Source organism: Ornithinibacillus contaminans (assembly GCF_001038425.2).
GTDB lineage: Bacteria > Bacillota > Bacilli > Bacillales > Amphibacillaceae > Ornithinibacillus > Ornithinibacillus contaminans.
The window spans coordinates 21,695-37,054 of record NZ_LDPV02000046.1 but is presented as its reverse complement, the minus strand read 5'-3'; the positions used below and the strand labels follow the sequence as shown (position 1 = coordinate 37,054).

The 15,360-nt window shown below is 37.9% G+C and carries 13 protein-coding genes; 3 read left to right on the top strand and 10 right to left on the bottom strand.

What is annotated here, in order from left to right; all coding sequences use genetic code 11:
- Positions 1 to 81: 81 nt before the first annotated feature.
- The gene (locus JF53_RS11445; protein ID WP_047982315.1) at positions 82 to 315 is read left to right on the top strand and encodes a hypothetical protein; all 234 of its coding nucleotides are present in this window, start codon (positions 82 to 84) and stop codon (positions 313 to 315) included.
- A gap of 2 nt (positions 316 to 317) precedes the next feature.
- Here the strand turns inward: JF53_RS11445 and ade are convergent, their stop codons facing one another.
- A complete protein-coding gene (gene ade / locus JF53_RS11440; protein ID WP_047982316.1) occupies positions 318 to 2,123 on the bottom strand; it encodes an adenine deaminase in 1,806 nt (601 codons plus the stop codon).
- 365 nt (positions 2,124 to 2,488) lie between these two features.
- Between ade and JF53_RS11435 the strand changes: the two genes are divergently transcribed.
- Positions 2,489 to 3,076 carry a cell wall hydrolase gene (locus tag JF53_RS11435; RefSeq protein ID WP_083443616.1) on the top strand — a complete coding sequence of 196 codons (588 nt, stop codon included), beginning with the start codon at positions 2,489 to 2,491 and terminating at the stop codon, positions 3,074 to 3,076.
- A gap of 68 nt (positions 3,077 to 3,144) precedes the next feature.
- Here the strand turns inward: JF53_RS11435 and JF53_RS11430 are convergent, their stop codons facing one another.
- The 4 genes from JF53_RS11430 to JF53_RS11415 form a co-directional block, all read right to left on the bottom strand.
- The gene (locus JF53_RS11430) at positions 3,145 to 4,104 is read right to left on the bottom strand and encodes an RNA polymerase sigma factor (protein WP_047982317.1); all 960 of its coding nucleotides are present in this window, start codon (positions 4,102 to 4,104) and stop codon (positions 3,145 to 3,147) included.
- Positions 4,105 to 4,359: 255 nt separating this feature from the next.
- Positions 4,360 to 4,671 carry a DMT family transporter gene (locus JF53_RS11425; RefSeq protein ID WP_047982318.1) on the bottom strand — a complete coding sequence of 104 codons (312 nt, stop codon included), beginning with the start codon at positions 4,669 to 4,671 and terminating at the stop codon, positions 4,360 to 4,362.
- A complete protein-coding gene (locus JF53_RS11420) occupies positions 4,671 to 5,015 on the bottom strand; it encodes a DMT family transporter (protein ID WP_201777906.1) in 345 nt (114 codons plus the stop codon). Before JF53_RS11420 ends, JF53_RS11425 begins: the two co-directional genes overlap by 1 nt.
- A gap of 170 nt (positions 5,016 to 5,185) precedes the next feature.
- The gene (locus JF53_RS11415; RefSeq protein WP_047982320.1) at positions 5,186 to 5,764 is read right to left on the bottom strand and encodes a TetR family transcriptional regulator; all 579 of its coding nucleotides are present in this window, start codon (positions 5,762 to 5,764) and stop codon (positions 5,186 to 5,188) included.
- A 234-nt stretch (positions 5,765 to 5,998) separates the two neighbouring features.
- On the opposite strand from JF53_RS11415, the gene JF53_RS11410 reads away from it, so the two are divergent.
- On the top strand, positions 5,999 to 6,511 hold the full coding sequence (locus JF53_RS11410; RefSeq protein WP_047982321.1) for a CBO0543 family protein: 513 nt from the start codon (positions 5,999 to 6,001) through the stop codon (positions 6,509 to 6,511).
- 45 nt (positions 6,512 to 6,556) lie between these two features.
- Here the strand turns inward: JF53_RS11410 and JF53_RS11405 are convergent, their stop codons facing one another.
- The 5 genes from JF53_RS11405 to JF53_RS11385 all read right to left on the bottom strand — a co-directional run bounded on the left by JF53_RS11405 (position 6,557) and on the right by JF53_RS11385 (position 15,256).
- Positions 6,557 to 6,982, bottom strand: coding sequence for an OsmC family protein (locus JF53_RS11405; RefSeq protein WP_047982557.1), 426 nt, complete (start codon positions 6,980 to 6,982; stop codon positions 6,557 to 6,559).
- 116 nt (positions 6,983 to 7,098) lie between these two features.
- A complete protein-coding gene (locus JF53_RS11400) occupies positions 7,099 to 7,962 on the bottom strand; it encodes a CheR family methyltransferase (protein WP_047982322.1) in 864 nt (287 codons plus the stop codon).
- A 7-nt stretch (positions 7,963 to 7,969) separates the two neighbouring features.
- A complete protein-coding gene (locus JF53_RS11395) occupies positions 7,970 to 11,206 on the bottom strand; it encodes a response regulator (RefSeq protein ID WP_047982323.1) in 3,237 nt (1,078 codons plus the stop codon).
- Positions 11,207 to 11,218: 12 nt separating this feature from the next.
- Positions 11,219 to 13,708, bottom strand: coding sequence for an EAL domain-containing protein (locus JF53_RS11390; RefSeq protein WP_047982324.1), 2,490 nt, complete (start codon positions 13,706 to 13,708; stop codon positions 11,219 to 11,221).
- A 147-nt stretch (positions 13,709 to 13,855) separates the two neighbouring features.
- Positions 13,856 to 15,256 (bottom strand): putative bifunctional diguanylate cyclase/phosphodiesterase, encoded by a 1,401-nt coding sequence (locus JF53_RS11385; protein ID WP_053351201.1) that lies wholly within the window; start codon positions 15,254 to 15,256, stop codon positions 13,856 to 13,858.
- Between the last annotated feature and the right edge of the window lie 104 nt (positions 15,257 to 15,360).

The following is a 15,360-nucleotide window of genomic DNA, read 5'->3' as shown; positions in this document are numbered from 1 at the left end:
TTCCGCTATCCTAACTATAGGTGGTGACGATTACCTTTTTCTTGTATAATGATTACAAACTATATGAGGAGAGTGGTATTCATGAGTAAATCAAAAGCGCAAAAAAGACGCGACAAGCTTGTTCGTGAAGGTAGATTAAATCCAGAAATAAGTCGTAGCCCGTATGTACAGCTTGACCTTAGGACGAGAACAACGAAAACGAAAAAAGATTATCTATATCGGATAAAACACAAGAACCGTAATCCAAAACAATGGGAAAACGGTTCTTGTTATTTTTCTTGGAATATTTTATGGCAATTAGCTACTATAATATGACGTTAGATAAATAGTGGCACAATTTCAAATCCCTTATCGGTTATTCGCACTAATCCTTTATCGGATAAGCGTATTTCCGGAATCACGACTAAGGACAATAACGATAACGTCATAAACGCATAGTTCATCGTACAGCCAACCTTTGCTAGTGCATGACTAATTGCTTTGGATCCTGCTGCCACTTCTTCAAATGGAGCTTCTGACATTAATCCCGCAATTGGTAATGGTAGCTTAGTCATCGATTCCTTCGAAACAACGACAATCCCACCTTGCATTTCCACAATTAGGTTTGCCGCTTTTGCCATTAACGCATCATCATTTCCAATAACCATTAAATTATGACTATCATGGCCTACAGTTGTTGCCATTGCTGCTGGCTTATCAAAGCCTACGCCAGCTAGTAATCCATGGGCAATATTTCCGTTTTTTCCATGGCGTTCAAAGACAACCATTTTACTTAAGCCAGATTCAAGCTCAACGTGACCATTCGAGCATGAAATCTGCATATGTTTTTCAATTGTTCCCACATGATTTTCTCGGACTTGAATGACTCTTACATCCACTTTTCCATTCTCAACTGGGGATTTTATGATAAAATCGTCAGCAGTGATGACGCGAGAAAGGTGTACAGATTCGATCGCTGACTGTGGATACGGGTAGTTTGGTAGTTCAACAGTCATCTCTCCATTCTCTGCAACCACTTGACCTGCAGCTATGGTCATTCCGACTTTCACATCCACTAATGGCCCATCCAGTAGTACAATATCGGCAAATCTACCTGGTGCAATAATTCCAATATCATTGGATAAACCAAATCTCTCCGCAGTATTAATTGTTGCCATTTGAATCGCTATAACTGGGGGAACACCTTGTGCAATCGCATGGCGAATGACAAAGTCCATATGTCCTTCATCTACTAATGATTCTGGGCTACGATCGTCTGTTACGAGAACCATTCTTCTTGTATCAAGATTTCGCTCGGTATAAGCTTTTATCGTTTCAGCCACATCATGCCATGCTGAACCACGACGCATTTTCACATATTGACCTAACCGTAGCCGTGCCACTACATCCTCAATCGTAGTTACCTCATGATCCCCACTAACACCTGCGGCTATATATGCAGAAAGCTTCTTATCATCATCCGCTGCCCATGTATAATGACCATCAACAATACGTTTTGCTTTTAACGTTTCCTCAATCTCACCAAGCATGGTGTCATCTCCATAGACAACACCTGGAAAGTTCATTACTTCCCCTAGTGCAACCATATCGTCTCCCCATGTAAATGCTTCAGCCACCTCTTTTGGACCGATTGTTACGCCATTTGTTTCAAACTCAGGATTCGTAGAAGGAACACAAGATGCAACCTGCATATAGGCTGCCATTGGAGTAGTTCGAGCTTCTTCTAGCATTAGCTTTAGTCCCTCTAACCCTAATACATTCGTTATTTCATGTGCATCAAAGAATCCACCCGTTGTCCCTTTTGGCAGTACCGCTCGAGCAAATTGTGTTGGTGTAATCTGACTACTTTCGATGTGGCAATGTCCATCAAGAAATCCTGGTGCTACATACCTTCCAGCAGCATCAATCACCTTAGTATTGCTTCCAATTGTATGTGTCGCATCTTTGCCAACATAAGCAATACGTGAACCTTGAACGGCAATATCAATATCAGAAAGAATTTCACCTGAAGTAACATTGACTAATGTTGCATGTTGAATTACTAACGTAGCATGCATATCACCTCGTGCTGTAGCTGTTAAATCTCGTAAACATTCATATTGTGCAGGTCGTTGAAACGTCATTGATACTACCTCCTAGTCTAAGAAACTTTTTATTATTTCTATATATACTATCATAATTTAGCGAAAATGAAGTGAATAATCCCTCTACATTCAGAAATTTCCAGTCACTTCATTCATTTTCTTTCTATCATGAAGAATCTAGTAACATAGTTGAAACTTGTGTAATGATTCAGTCTTTGAATTCCTTTTGTACCAGATTTTGCTACATTTTAGACATTGGTTAATACTTCCATTTAAGTGATAACGCTATAACCTATCTATGGTTGTACGGCACTTGACCCTTTTTCCAAAATCTTCTACTGATAAACTATGTTACATCTAGTAATCTCGTAGTTGTAGCCAAAATAACTAGGAGGTATACAACAATGAATAAAATAAAAAAATTACTAATAACCGCGACGCTATCGCTTTCTATACTTGCATTACCATCCATTGGTGGTGCTGCACCATATACTATCCAGCAAGGTGATTCGTTTTTCTCCATTGCTCAACAATACGGCACAACTGTAGCAAACTTACAAATTGCTAGTCAAAAGTCAGGAAATTTACTAGTAAGTGGTGAAACCATTCAAGTACCGGACCATGTGTCTTCAGCAGATAAGAAGTTAATGGCTAGTCTAGTGCATGCTGAAGCAAAAGGTGAACCATATGCCGGGAAAGTCGCTGTTGCTACTGTAATTCTAAATCGTGTTGATCATAGCGAATTCCCAAACACAGTTAGTGGAGTAATCTATGAACAAGCAGGAGGTCATTATGCATTCTCTCCTGTTGAAAATGGAGAGATAAATGGTGGGTATACTGCTGAGGATATGAAAGCAGTTAACGAGGCAATTGCCTTTCGCGGCCAAGGACAAGGCTCTATCTATTTCTACAACCCAGCTAAGTCTACAAACAACTGGATCACCACACGCCAAGAAACCATAACAATCGGAAATCATATATTTGCAAAATAAGTACGGTGCCTGTCACCACCCGAGATTTGCCGAATCCAATTCGACAAAATCCGGGTGGTGACAGGCACCTATTTCTTATCCCAATCGATTGGGAATTTATCTAATTCGGGAGTCATTCCTAATTCGATTGCAGCAGCTACGATAAATTCTTTTCGGAAATAATAACTTCTATGATAGACAATTTTATCATTTTCAACATCCTGATATTGAATATCATGTATTAATGGACCATTTTCACTGTCTACAATTTTAAGAATAACAAACCTTCCCCATAAGCAATGCTCTTCTGCCCGATAGGGTGGTAGTCCATGCTGCATCGAACCTTTTCGTATAGCTTCCTTCGAGAACTCTTGGAATCCAAGTGATGCTTCGTGATGTAAATGATCACTAAGTAGACTAAATACTCCTTCTAAGTTACCATCATTCATCGCTTGAATATACTTTTGAATTACTTCTTTTTGGCTCTCTGTTAATGTATTTGCAGTAGTTTCGTCTAGAACTGGATTTGTGTTTAAATCTAGTTTACTTAACCGCTTCTCCATTCTTCTTATCGTTGAATAAATAGCACCTCTTGTAGTCTTTACGATACTCGCAACTTCGTCAGCTTTAAATTTAAATACATGAACAAGCAAAAATACAGAAACCTGCCTTGGTGTAAAATGATTGACCAAATGCTCTAAAGCAAATTCTAGTTCCAAATTATCTACGAACGCTTCACTTGGTTCGTCAATATCCTCTAACGATCCGACTATACGCTTTTCTCTACGGCAATGATCAATCCATGTATTAGTTGCCACACGATATAAGTATGACTTTGGATTTTCTGGCTGCCAAACCTGATAAAACCCACCATATGCTTTTAACAACGTTTCTTGGAATAAATCCTCCCCATCCCAAGCTGATCCCGTTAAGTAACGACAATAATTCCATAAATCCTCACGAAAACTTATAATAAGATTACTAAATTCCTCTCTCAGTTCCCTTGACTTTTCCACAAACAATTGTGTTTCTTCATCTACTCTTGTCATAAAATCCCTCCCCTTCTACCTATATAACGAATATCAAAGCCAAAATTATACGGTGCCTGTCACTTCCCGAATTTTGTCGAACACACTCTAATTTTTATACTACTCATTATACAGAATCTATGTAAAACTAAACAAAACTAAAAAGACCTTCTAGTAATCAAGTAATTACTTCATACAGAGAAAAGAAAAATACCTCTCACTCCCAGCTCCATCAAGATATTAATCGACAAAATCCGGGAAGTGACAGGCACCCTTTTATACTATTTTTAATCCGGTGACGCCTACGATGATGGCGAAGAGGCTGATGATTCGGAATAGGTTTTTGGATTCGCCAAATAGTAGCATGTTCATGAGGACTACTCCACCTGTTCCTACTCCGGTCCAGGTGGCATAAGCGATACTCGTTGGTAAATAATCAAACGATGCGTATATAAATGTAAACGACAATCCTAGACCACCAGCATAAAGCATGGCATTCATCAAATTACGTCGCTGACTGAACTTATTCAAGCCCCATACACCAATCAATTCATTAACAGCAGCTAATACAACATAAATCCATCCCATTACTCGACAGCTCCTTTCGTCGTTTTATGGTCATCGGATAATTTCAAGCCAATTACCCCCGCAATAATCATTGCGATAAAAACAACCTTGATCATGCGAATTTGTTCATCAAATAAAAAGATATCCATTAAAAACGTTCCAACCGTTCCAAAACCAGCGAATATTGCGTAAACCGTACCAGTTGGTAACCCCTCACATGCCTTTGCTAAGAAATACAAATCCAATAGAATAAATGCGATAATCATTGCCCAATGCCACCATGTTGATGCCGTATTGAATCCGTAAATCCATACTAATTCCGACAAACTTGTTAATGCTACATAAATCCATGATTTATTCATGATTACACGCTCCCAATTAATCCGTGACTGACATTCAGTCATTTTATCCTTAAAAGAAAATTCCCTTCAACATAAAAGGAAATATTCTAGTACTTTTTCAACATTTTATGACTAAAACTGATGACTACGAATTCTAGGACAGCAACAAGCGGCAAAAGCACACTATTATTCTATTACTTCTTTACCCCTAAACCATACAACGAAAACTCCAAAACTTCCTTTTTCTTAATAGCTTCCATATCTTTATCACCATGAGAATATAGGAAGGTTTGCTCTGCAGCTGATTCAATTAAATCTATTAGCAACACCGCTGTTTGATCTGGATCAAGATTGTCACGCAATGTTCCGGCTTCTTTCGCATCACTTAAGAATTTACTCATCCACGTATAATATGGGGAATAAAGTGCTTCCCATTCCTGTAGATACTCCGTTGCCGCTAAGCCTGCGTACACTAAGGCGAATATTTGACGATACTCTTTTGTAACTGAAAAAGCAACATTGATTACTTCCTCCATTTGTTCGGAAAAAGTATCATTCTTATTAACCGTTCTAATAATCTCATCGAGGGTTTTTTCTACCATGACTTCAGCAATTGAAGGTACAACTGACAGCTTAGAAGAAAAATAAATATAAAACGTACCTTGTGCAATACCAGCTTTTTTAACAATATCCGATACCTTCGTTTTCTCTATCCCTTTTTCCGTAAACACTTCCATTGCCGCATGTATAATGCGCTCTTTTTTATTGTCCATTTACTTCCTCCGATAATGACTGATTGTCATTCATTATACAGGAATTTTCAAAAAAGTCAAGGCGAATAAAGCCCAAATTGCAGCACAGTACTAGCAGGACTTTATCAACTGCCAGATAAGAAATCATGTAGTTACCTTGAATTTACAGGGATAAATTTACATATAAAGAAAACAATAATGGTGAAAGGATTAAAATATGATTGTTCATTTGAACACTAATACAGGGAGAACGACATGCATTTAGTCTATATCTTTTCATTCGTAATTGTGGGTATAAAGTGGGCAGATTGGAAAAACTGGAAGCAGTATTATGCTACCATTCTATTTTTTATCTCCTGTGATCTATTCCACAACCTCTTAACCCATGATTACCCATTATGGAATTATCAAGAAACTATCTTTTGGGAGGAACTTTTATATAACCATACAATTATCTCTTTACTTATCATGTTTATTGTCTATCCGATAACCATCTTAATCTATCTTGGTAAATTTCCGAAAAAACTATGGATGAAAATTAGTTGGATTGCACTTTGGGTATTTCTTTATGGAGTGTTTGAATTTATTAACCTACATTACTTTTCATTAATAACTCACCAGAATGGATGGACTATGCCTTGGTCAATCGCCTTTGACGTTGTCATGTTTTCAACATTACGAATCCACTACATAAAGCCCTTACTAGCATGGGTAATTAGTGCAGCATGTACCATCACTTTAATTCTACTGTTTGAAATTCCAATATAAAAACCTACATCTCTTAATCAGATAAAAGATGTAGGTCTTCATAATTTAAATGCTCTTATTTCCAGTCACACCATTAATGGAATAGCTGACAGTTAGCTCAGCACTAAGTGAATGTCCCACCGAACAATATTTATCCTTCGATAATTCAATCGCTCTTACTACCTTATCTTCCGGTAGTTCTCCTGTTAGTGCATAGTGAATATTGATTTTCGTAAATTTCTTCGGGTGATCATCCGCTCGCTCACCAGTTACATTCATCTCAAAAGCATCTGCCGTTAAGCGCATCTTCGATAGGATAGAGATAATATCAATTCCTGTGCAACCAGCGACAGCACTTAATAAAAATTCGGTTGGTCGTGCACCAGAATTCTCTCCACCATCTGCTTCTGAAGCATCCATTTGTAAGGCATGACCTGACGGCGTAAAGCCAGTAAAAGACATCTTTTCATTCCATTTTACGTTCATTTCCATCATGAGTTTCCTCCTATCTAGTATACTATGTATAGTTTGCCTAGAATGCTTTGGAAATACAACTAATTCAACTTCAAGTTCATCGTATCTAAGTTTCAAAAAATGTTAAAACACTCTTACTTTACCTTGCGATACAATTTCCGCTGCACATTTATTGGCTCATAGTAGTTAGCATGATGCTTAGAAATACTCTCTTTGTCACCTAACCCTAGAATCCCAAACATTCCCAAACTCTCATGGAACAAATCATGAACTTTTCCCTGAAGCTCCTTGTTAAAATAAATCAATACATTTCTGCACAAAATCACATGAAATTCATTAAAGGATTTATCAGTCACTAAATTATGCTGAGCAAAGATGACATTTTCTGTTAGGAAGGAATCAAACTTTACACCATTATTCACCACAGTATAATAATCCGAAAAAGCTTGTTTTCCGCCTGCCTTTAAATAGTTACTCGTATACTTCTTCATATGCTCGATAGAGAAAATTCCTCCCTTAGCAAGCTTGAGAACCGTCGTATTAATATCTGTTGCATATATTTTGGTTTTTTCATATAGTCCTTCTTCATGTAGCAGTATAGCCATCGAGTAGACTTCTTCACCTGTTGAACAGCCCGCATGCCAGATTCGAATGGATGGATAGGTTCTAAGAATCGGTACCACCTTTTCCCGAAAATGGCGGAAGAACAATGGATCACGGAACATTTCCGTTACATTAATCGTAAAATCCTCTATTAACCGTCTTAAGCAATCTGGATCATGTAATACCCTGTCAAGAAGTTGAGAAATCGTGCCTACATTTTCCCGATGAACCAGGTGTAGCACCCTTCTCCTAATGGAATTGTAGGCATATTCGCGAAAATCATAGCCACACCAGTCATAAACCCCTTGAAGTAAAAGTTCAATTTCTAGTTTTTCTAATGTCGAGGAAGAATTGTCTTTCTGACTTGCATACATTTCTGGTTCGGCCTTATCCATCCTATACTCATTTCCCTTCCTGTTGATACAACCATACTTTTATTAAGGATAATAAACGATCCGTATCTATCGGCTTCACAATATAATCAGATGCACCAGCTTGTAAACACTTCTCCCGATCTTCCTTCATCGCTTTTGCAGTTAACGCAATGATTGGTAATGATTCATACTTTGGCATGCTTCTGATTTGACGCATGGATTCATACCCATCCATTTCTGGCATCATGATATCCATAAGCACGATGTCAACATTTGGATTATCGTGTAGTGTATTTAAGCACTCTACACCATTTTCTGCAAAAGTAATCTTCATACCAAATTGCTCAAGTATACTCGATAATGCAAATACATTCCGCACATCGTCATCAACTAGCAACACGTGCTTTCCTTTTAAAACAGTCAAATCCGCATTATTTTCCAGTTGAATCTCCTCTAATGCCCCAGCAGCGGGCTCACTTAGGAACAGTCCTAATTCATCCTTTAATCGTTCTGGTGAATGCTCATCTTTGATGATGATTGAATGAGCATATTTTGTTAGCTGCATTTCTTCCTTAGATGTAAGATCACGTCCTGTGTATACAATTACTTTCACATTAGCCGTTTCATCTGCCGCTTTTACTTTTTCAAGCAATTCAAAACCATTCGTATCGGTTAAACCTAAATCAAGAATCATACAGTCAAACTTACTAACCTTTAATTCCTCCATTGCTTCTGTTCCTGTCGATACCGCTTTTAAGACTATATCCATGTCCCCTATAAGCTCCATTAGGCTATTGCGCTGCTGTTGATCATCGTCAACGATTAATACTCGCTTAATATGGTTGAAATTATCCGTTACCACCTGTACCACTTCTTCATTTACTATTTCTTTTGAAGGCACAGTAATCTCAGTAGTTACAGCCGCTTCTTCAGCACTTATAGGAGCAATGACTTCAAGGTTTTTATTCTCAAAATTACCCACTCGTAATGTAAATGTACTACCTTGACCAACTACACTATCAACGGTTATTTCTCCGCCTAATAACTGAACAGTCTCCTTCGAAATGGATAAACCTAATCCGGTACCACCATATTTCCGATTCGTCGTTCCATCTGCTTGTTGGAATGCCTCAAAAATTAACCCCTGCTTATCCTTTGGAATACCAATTCCTGTATCTGTTACAGCAAAAGCAATAACTGGTTCATTATTCCGATTCAGCTCCTGCTTCACCTTCATTGTTACGCCTCCAGATTCGGTAAATTTGAATGCATTGGACAAGAGATTTTTCAATACTTGTTGAATCCTTGCCTCATCACTATAGATTGTCGTTGGAAGGTTATCCTGCAATTCTATCGTGAAATCTAATCCCTTTACCTCTGCCATTGCTCGGAAATTGCTTTCCACATCCTCTACAAGCTTATTTAAATTCACCTGATTAGGAAGAATCTCCACTTTACCGGATTCAATCTTAGCTAAATCCAAAATGTCGTTGATAAGCGCAAGCAAATCATGACCGGAAGAATAAATAGTGCTAGAAAATTCCACCTGTTTCGCTGTTAAATTCCCTTCTTTATTATCCGCAAGTAATTTCGATAGGATTAACAAACTATTCAACGGTGTCCGTAGCTCATGTGACATATTGGCCAGAAACTCCGATTTATATTTCGAACTTAATGCCAATTGCTCCGCCTTTTCTTCTAATTCCATTTTTGCCGCTTCTACTTCTCGATTCTTCCGTTCAAATTGGCGATTTTGTTCTTCTAGATTCTTCGTCTTCTCCTCTAGATCTGCATTAATTTCTTCCAGTTCTTCTTGTTGCATTTGCAGTTTTTCTTCCGACTGCTTCAATGCTTGTGTTTGTTCTTCTAGCTCCTCATTCGTAGCGCGTAGTTCCTCTTGCTGTGTTTGCAGTTCCTCCGCCTGTGCTTGAGTTTCCTCCATTAATGCTTGTGATTCTTCCAGGAGTTTCGCTAATTGAATTCTTCCCATCACACTTTCTAATATAATACCTAAGTCCTCAATTAAATCCTCTAGGAAAACTTGTTCTGAAGCGGTAAAAGGAGTAAATGATGCTATTTCTAGTACCGCCTTAACGTCTCCTTCATATTGGATAGGTAAAACGTAGACATTAGCCGGAGCAGCCCCCCCTAATCCTGACTTGATCTGAATATAATCAGACGGTACATCAGTTAGAATAATCGGCTTTTTCTCAAGCGCAGCTTGACCAACTAGACCTTCCCCCTGTAGGAACGTATTTGTAAGGTGTTTTCGTTCTTTAAAGGCATACGATCCTAACAAACGATAAATTGGTTCAGATTCATCTTCAACAAGATCTTTCACATAAAATACTGCATGACTTGCCTTAACCAATGGCACCACATTTGACAGGAAGGTTTGTGCTAAGGACTCCAAATCATGTGTGCCACTTAAGCTAGTCGTAATATTTGCGATATTGGATTTTGCCCAGGTAAGCTCTTGTTCTTTCTGCATTTGCTCCTCAAGGGATGTTGTCATCCGATTAAAAGCTTGTGCTACTTCTCCAATTTCATCTGTTGCATGATCTTCTACCTGTGTCGTTAAATCAGCATCGCCATTAGCAACCTTTCGCATAACCTGTGCAACGCTGTTTAATCGACTAATCAGCTTCCAAACCGTACGGATTAATAGATATAGAATAACCAAAAGTATAACGGATAACACCACGACATTAATGGTAAGTACTTGCTGAAAACTCGAGGTAAATCCTTCAATTTCATTATCCATATTCGTTTCAAAGCTCGTACTTATTTCCTTAATCAACGCAAAAAATTGACTATGAATGTCTTTGGAATTCTCATCTATTAATTGAAGTGCCTGTTCTTTTTGACCTGCTTCAACATAGGAAATAATATCATTTTTATAGGTATTAAATTCATTATTGACTTGGCGCAGCTCAGCAATTTTCGACCGTTCCGCTTCTGTTTTTATAACCGATTCTAATAGCCCAATATTTTCTGAGATTTGTTCGCTTTCATTCTCAAGCGTTACCAATTCCTCCTGAATGGATTGCTCATCATTAAAGAGAACCAGATTACGTAAGCTTATCCCTTCATCTTTAATATCCCGATGTATTTGTTCCGTAATCGTCGTTAAATCATAGTTATCTTGTAGCGATCCACTTAAATCATCTAAAATAGACCGCTGGATCATTCCAGTGATGAGCAAAATAATTAAAAAGATTGGAAGCGTACTTAATGCTAGCAATAACTTTGTTTTTATTTTCATAACTTATCTCCTTTAATTAAGACCGAAATCATTGTCGCTATATGTTTGGAACAATACCGAGATTGCTTGTACCCGGTCATTCACACCTAGCTTATGGAAAATTCGTGTAAGATGATTTTTAACGGTATGCTCGCTTATAAATAATTGCTCAGCAATTTCCTTATTGCTTAAACCATCCAATATTAAAACAAAGACGTCCATTTCCCTTGTTGAAATCGCATATTTATCCTTAATGCGACTAAACGCTTCCTTCAAAAACTGTTGTTTATGATCTTCTTTTTTATCCTCTGAAGATGTGAATTCTGTAGTCGCAGATGTTTCCTGGAGATTGGCTAAAACGGTTGTATAGCTTGCTAAATAGTCTTCATTTTTGTGTAAAATTTCTTCCATAGCATCAACCGGCACAGCTGGTACAAATAAATCCCCTTGTGCTTCTTTGCAATTCCATTTTGTTAATATTTCTAGTTGTGCTACCTTGTCAATTCCCGTTGTCATCACATGGAGCTTGAGTCTATGTGCCAGACTAATCAATGTACTTGCAAGCAAACTTCCCTCTGCACCTTCACCGATAAGATTGTTAACAAAGGATTCTTCTAGACAAATCCCGTCGATTGGAAGCTTGCTTATATACGGAACAGATAGATGTCCCTTCCCGTAGTCCTGAAGCATAATGTAGAAGCCAATTGATTGCAGCTGTTCCAATAGTTGTCGCACCGTTTCTTCGTACTCTTGGATGGTTGATTCGCGCACTCTTATTTCCAATTGCTTCGGATTTGCACCAGTGTCTTGAATAATTCGATTAAGCGAAGCCATTAAATCCTTCTGGAGAAATTGCTGTGTTGTCAAGGATACGGCAGCCCTAACTTGCGAAAAACCTAAGTCAGCTAAACGTTTAACTTCCTTACAAACTTCTTGGAAATACCATAACCCTACTGGAACTATCCTACCGGTTTCCTCTGCTAATGGAATAAATTCATCTGGTAAAATCGTCCCCCAGCTAGGATGATTCCAGTACATACTCGCCTCAACACTCTCCACTTTGCCGGAGACTAGATTAACTCTTGGCTGATACATGATGCTCAGTTCACCATTTGCCAATGCTTTTCGCAGATCATTCTGCATCATAAATGTACGGTAGGACTGCACATTAAGTCCTGCATGATAAATTTGAAAACGATCTTTCCCAAGCTTTTTCGCACGATACAGGGCAGCATCTGCATTCTTGATTAGTTCTAAGGAATCATCCCCATCATATGGAAAAACACTTAGCCCAATACACGTAGTGACAAATAGTTCATATTGCTCAATATAAAAAGCTTGCTTAAAGCCATCAATAATATTTTCAGCAATCTGCAATGCTTCCTCACGACTTGTGTTAGGAAGGATGATATTAAACTCATCGCCTCCAACTCTTGCTATAAAATCTCCCTCTCGAATAATAGCTGTTAGACGCTTTGCTACTTCTTGAAGTAATTTATCTCCTATTAAATGCCCCAATGAATCATTGACAGACTTAAATCGGTCCAAATCCAGATATAATACGCCAAATGGCTGGTTCAAAAGCTTCGCATCTTTTACATGATTAGCAAGAAAAATATTGAAATGATGTTTGTTGGATAGTTTAGTTAAGCCATCATGATACGCCATATAAGTCGTTATTTCCTCGTGTTTTTTACGCTCGGATATATCGCGAATCGTACATGCGGTAATCCAGCTTCCATCAATATTCTGTCTACCCAACTGAATTCCTGCGAAAAAGGTTGTCCCATCACTCCGCCTTCCAGTCAACTCCGCTATCGATGTGTATCCTGCACCAATATCATCCCGATGGAAATATCGCATCACATCCTCTTCAAAAAGGATAGAAAGAGGCTTAGCGATAAGCATCGATTCTTCGTAACGGAACATCTCCACCGCAGTAGGATTCACTTGTAGGATAAACCCTTCCTGATTCAATAGCAGCATTGAATCTAAGGATGTATTTCGAATGACGTTTGCAATTGCTTCTGATTGCCGTAAATTCGCTGTTGTAAGCATTAATTCTTGGTTTGTTTTTTCTAATTGTTCAGTCTTTTCTTCTAATATTTCTGCCTGGAGTACTAACTTCTGCTGTAATTTATATAAATTTACAAATCCCTCTACCTTAGCTTTTAATACAAATGGGTCAAATGGCTTCAAAATATAATCCATCGCTCCTGCGGAATATCCCATAAATATATGTTCAGAATCCATGTGGTTAGCTGTAATAAATAGAATCGGGATATGCTTCGTCTTTTCTCGTGCTTTAATAATTTTTGCTGTACGAATTCCATCCATTCCTGGCATTTGAACATCGAGTAATATCGCTGCAAAGTCATACTTCATTAAAAATTTCAGAGCCTCTTCGCCAGAAGAAGCTTTGATTAAATGATAATCATCTTGTTCGATAATGGCTTCTAAAGCTAATAGATTCTCTGGTCTATCATCTACTAAAAGAATATTAATCTTGTCAACCTTCTCCATACAAAGAGTCTCCTTTTCTCAACAAAACACTACACAATTCGTTAGTACTAGAATATCACAAACAATCGAACTGCGTGATAATAATTTTCTTGAATAAAGAAGGCTAACAACCATTAATTTCGGAACGAAAACACTAGGACTCCAATCTTAATCTAATGTATTCGTAGTTACGTGGTTATGAGGTGTCAATATTCCTGTTAGCAGTAGGCTACGAAAGTCTTGCTCCGGAACTGGCTTGCTAAAAACATAACCTTGTATTTCATGACATTTTTGTTGCTTTAAAAAGGCTAATTGTTCTTTTGTTTCCACACCTTCTGCGACAAGATTCATCCCTAACCCTTTTACCATTGAAATTAGAGACGTGATGATAATTGCTGCTTCCGCCTTTTCAGTTACTTGGTGAATAAAGGAACGATCAATCTTTATCGTATCAATTGGAAATTTATATAGATAAGTTAGTGAAGAATATCCAGTACCAAAATCATCTAAAGCAATTCGAATGCCTAAGTCCCGAAGATAGTTAAGTGCCTCTTCAACCTCCTTTTCATACTTAATCAAAGTAGTCTCCGTAATTTCAAATTCAATTAAAGATGGATCAATCTCATTTTCTGTCAGTATCTCAAGTATCGTAGACTTCCAATCTTCCTTCAAAAAGCGTTGGGCAGATAGATTAATGGATATTGGTACTAGTTCAATCCCCGTATCCTTCCATTGCTTCATATAAATGCCAATTTGTCGAATTACCCAGTCACCTATTTCAGTTATAAAACCAATTTCCTCAGCCAATGGTATAAATTCATTCGGGCTAATCAAACCACGTACAGGATGCATCCATCTAATGAGTGCTTCAGCAGAAGCAATTTTGCCCGTCACAGCATCTACCCTTGGTTGAAAATGCACGACGAGTTGTTCGTTTGCTATTGATTTACGAAGGTCTTTTTCCAACTCTAGTTCTTTTACTGACATCACGCATAAGGTTGATGCGTAAAACAAATAATGGTTATTCCCACGTTCCTTCGCTTCAAATAGCGCAACCTCTGCATTACGAATGATTTCATCCACTGTCTTTCCGTCAGCATCGAATATACTAATCCCAATACTTGTGGTAACAAACAATTCATAGCCGTCCTGTACGATTGGTGCTTTACAGCTTTCAATAATGTCACAAGCAACTTTCTCAGCTATGACAGAAGGAGAAACGTTCCATAGTAAAATACCAAACTCATTTCCTGATATTCTAGCGAAAAAAGCATCATCCTTTAGCATTAACTTAATCCGATGACTGAACTCACGAATCATCTGATCTCCTATCGATTGTCCAAGGGATTCGTTAATGATACGTAATCGATCTAAATCTAAGCGTAATAAAGCAAATGGTTGGTTAATATGAATTAATTCTATGATTTTTCGCTCAAATGAGGAACGATTAGCAAGATTTGTTAAGCCATCATGACTCTCTACGTACTGTAATCTAGTCTCATAATTGGCTATTACTTTATGGAACGATCTATCTTTCTCCACTTTCTTCAAACGAAATTGTTCTCCCATCTTATTACCTCCATCACCTGTCATTAGTTTGCAATGGTGCGCTCCTCCTATTGGATGTCCGATTGTTCTTCTTATTTCATTTTCTAAAAAACAAGCAAGAATAA

What these genes read in the sequence shown, in the direction of transcription:
- JF53_RS11445 (WP_047982315.1), top strand. Translation starts at nt 82, where the DNA reads ATGAGTAAATCAAAAGCGCAAAAAAGACGCGACAAGCTTGTTCGTGAA.
- ade (WP_047982316.1), bottom strand. Translation starts at nt 2,123, where the DNA reads ATGACGTTTCAACGACCTGCACAATATGAATGTTTACGAGATTTAACA.
- JF53_RS11435 (WP_083443616.1), top strand. Translation starts at nt 2,489, where the DNA reads ATGAATAAAATAAAAAAATTACTAATAACCGCGACGCTATCGCTTTCT.
- JF53_RS11430 (WP_047982317.1), bottom strand. Translation starts at nt 4,104, where the DNA reads ATGACAAGAGTAGATGAAGAAACACAATTGTTTGTGGAAAAGTCAAGG.
- JF53_RS11425 (WP_047982318.1), bottom strand. Translation starts at nt 4,671, where the DNA reads ATGGGATGGATTTATGTTGTATTAGCTGCTGTTAATGAATTGATTGGT.
- JF53_RS11415 (WP_047982320.1), bottom strand. Translation starts at nt 5,764, where the DNA reads ATGGACAATAAAAAAGAGCGCATTATACATGCGGCAATGGAAGTGTTT.
- JF53_RS11410 (WP_047982321.1), top strand. Translation starts at nt 5,999, where the DNA reads ATGCATTTAGTCTATATCTTTTCATTCGTAATTGTGGGTATAAAGTGG.
- JF53_RS11405 (WP_047982557.1), bottom strand. Translation starts at nt 6,982, where the DNA reads ATGGAAATGAACGTAAAATGGAATGAAAAGATGTCTTTTACTGGCTTT.
- JF53_RS11400 (WP_047982322.1), bottom strand. Translation starts at nt 7,962, where the DNA reads ATGGATAAGGCCGAACCAGAAATGTATGCAAGTCAGAAAGACAATTCT.
- JF53_RS11395 (WP_047982323.1), bottom strand. Translation starts at nt 11,206, where the DNA reads ATGAAAATAAAAACAAAGTTATTGCTAGCATTAAGTACGCTTCCAATC.
- JF53_RS11390 (WP_047982324.1), bottom strand. Translation starts at nt 13,708, where the DNA reads ATGGAGAAGGTTGACAAGATTAATATTCTTTTAGTAGATGATAGACCA.
- JF53_RS11385 (WP_053351201.1), bottom strand. Translation starts at nt 15,256, where the DNA reads ATGGGAGAACAATTTCGTTTGAAGAAAGTGGAGAAAGATAGATCGTTC.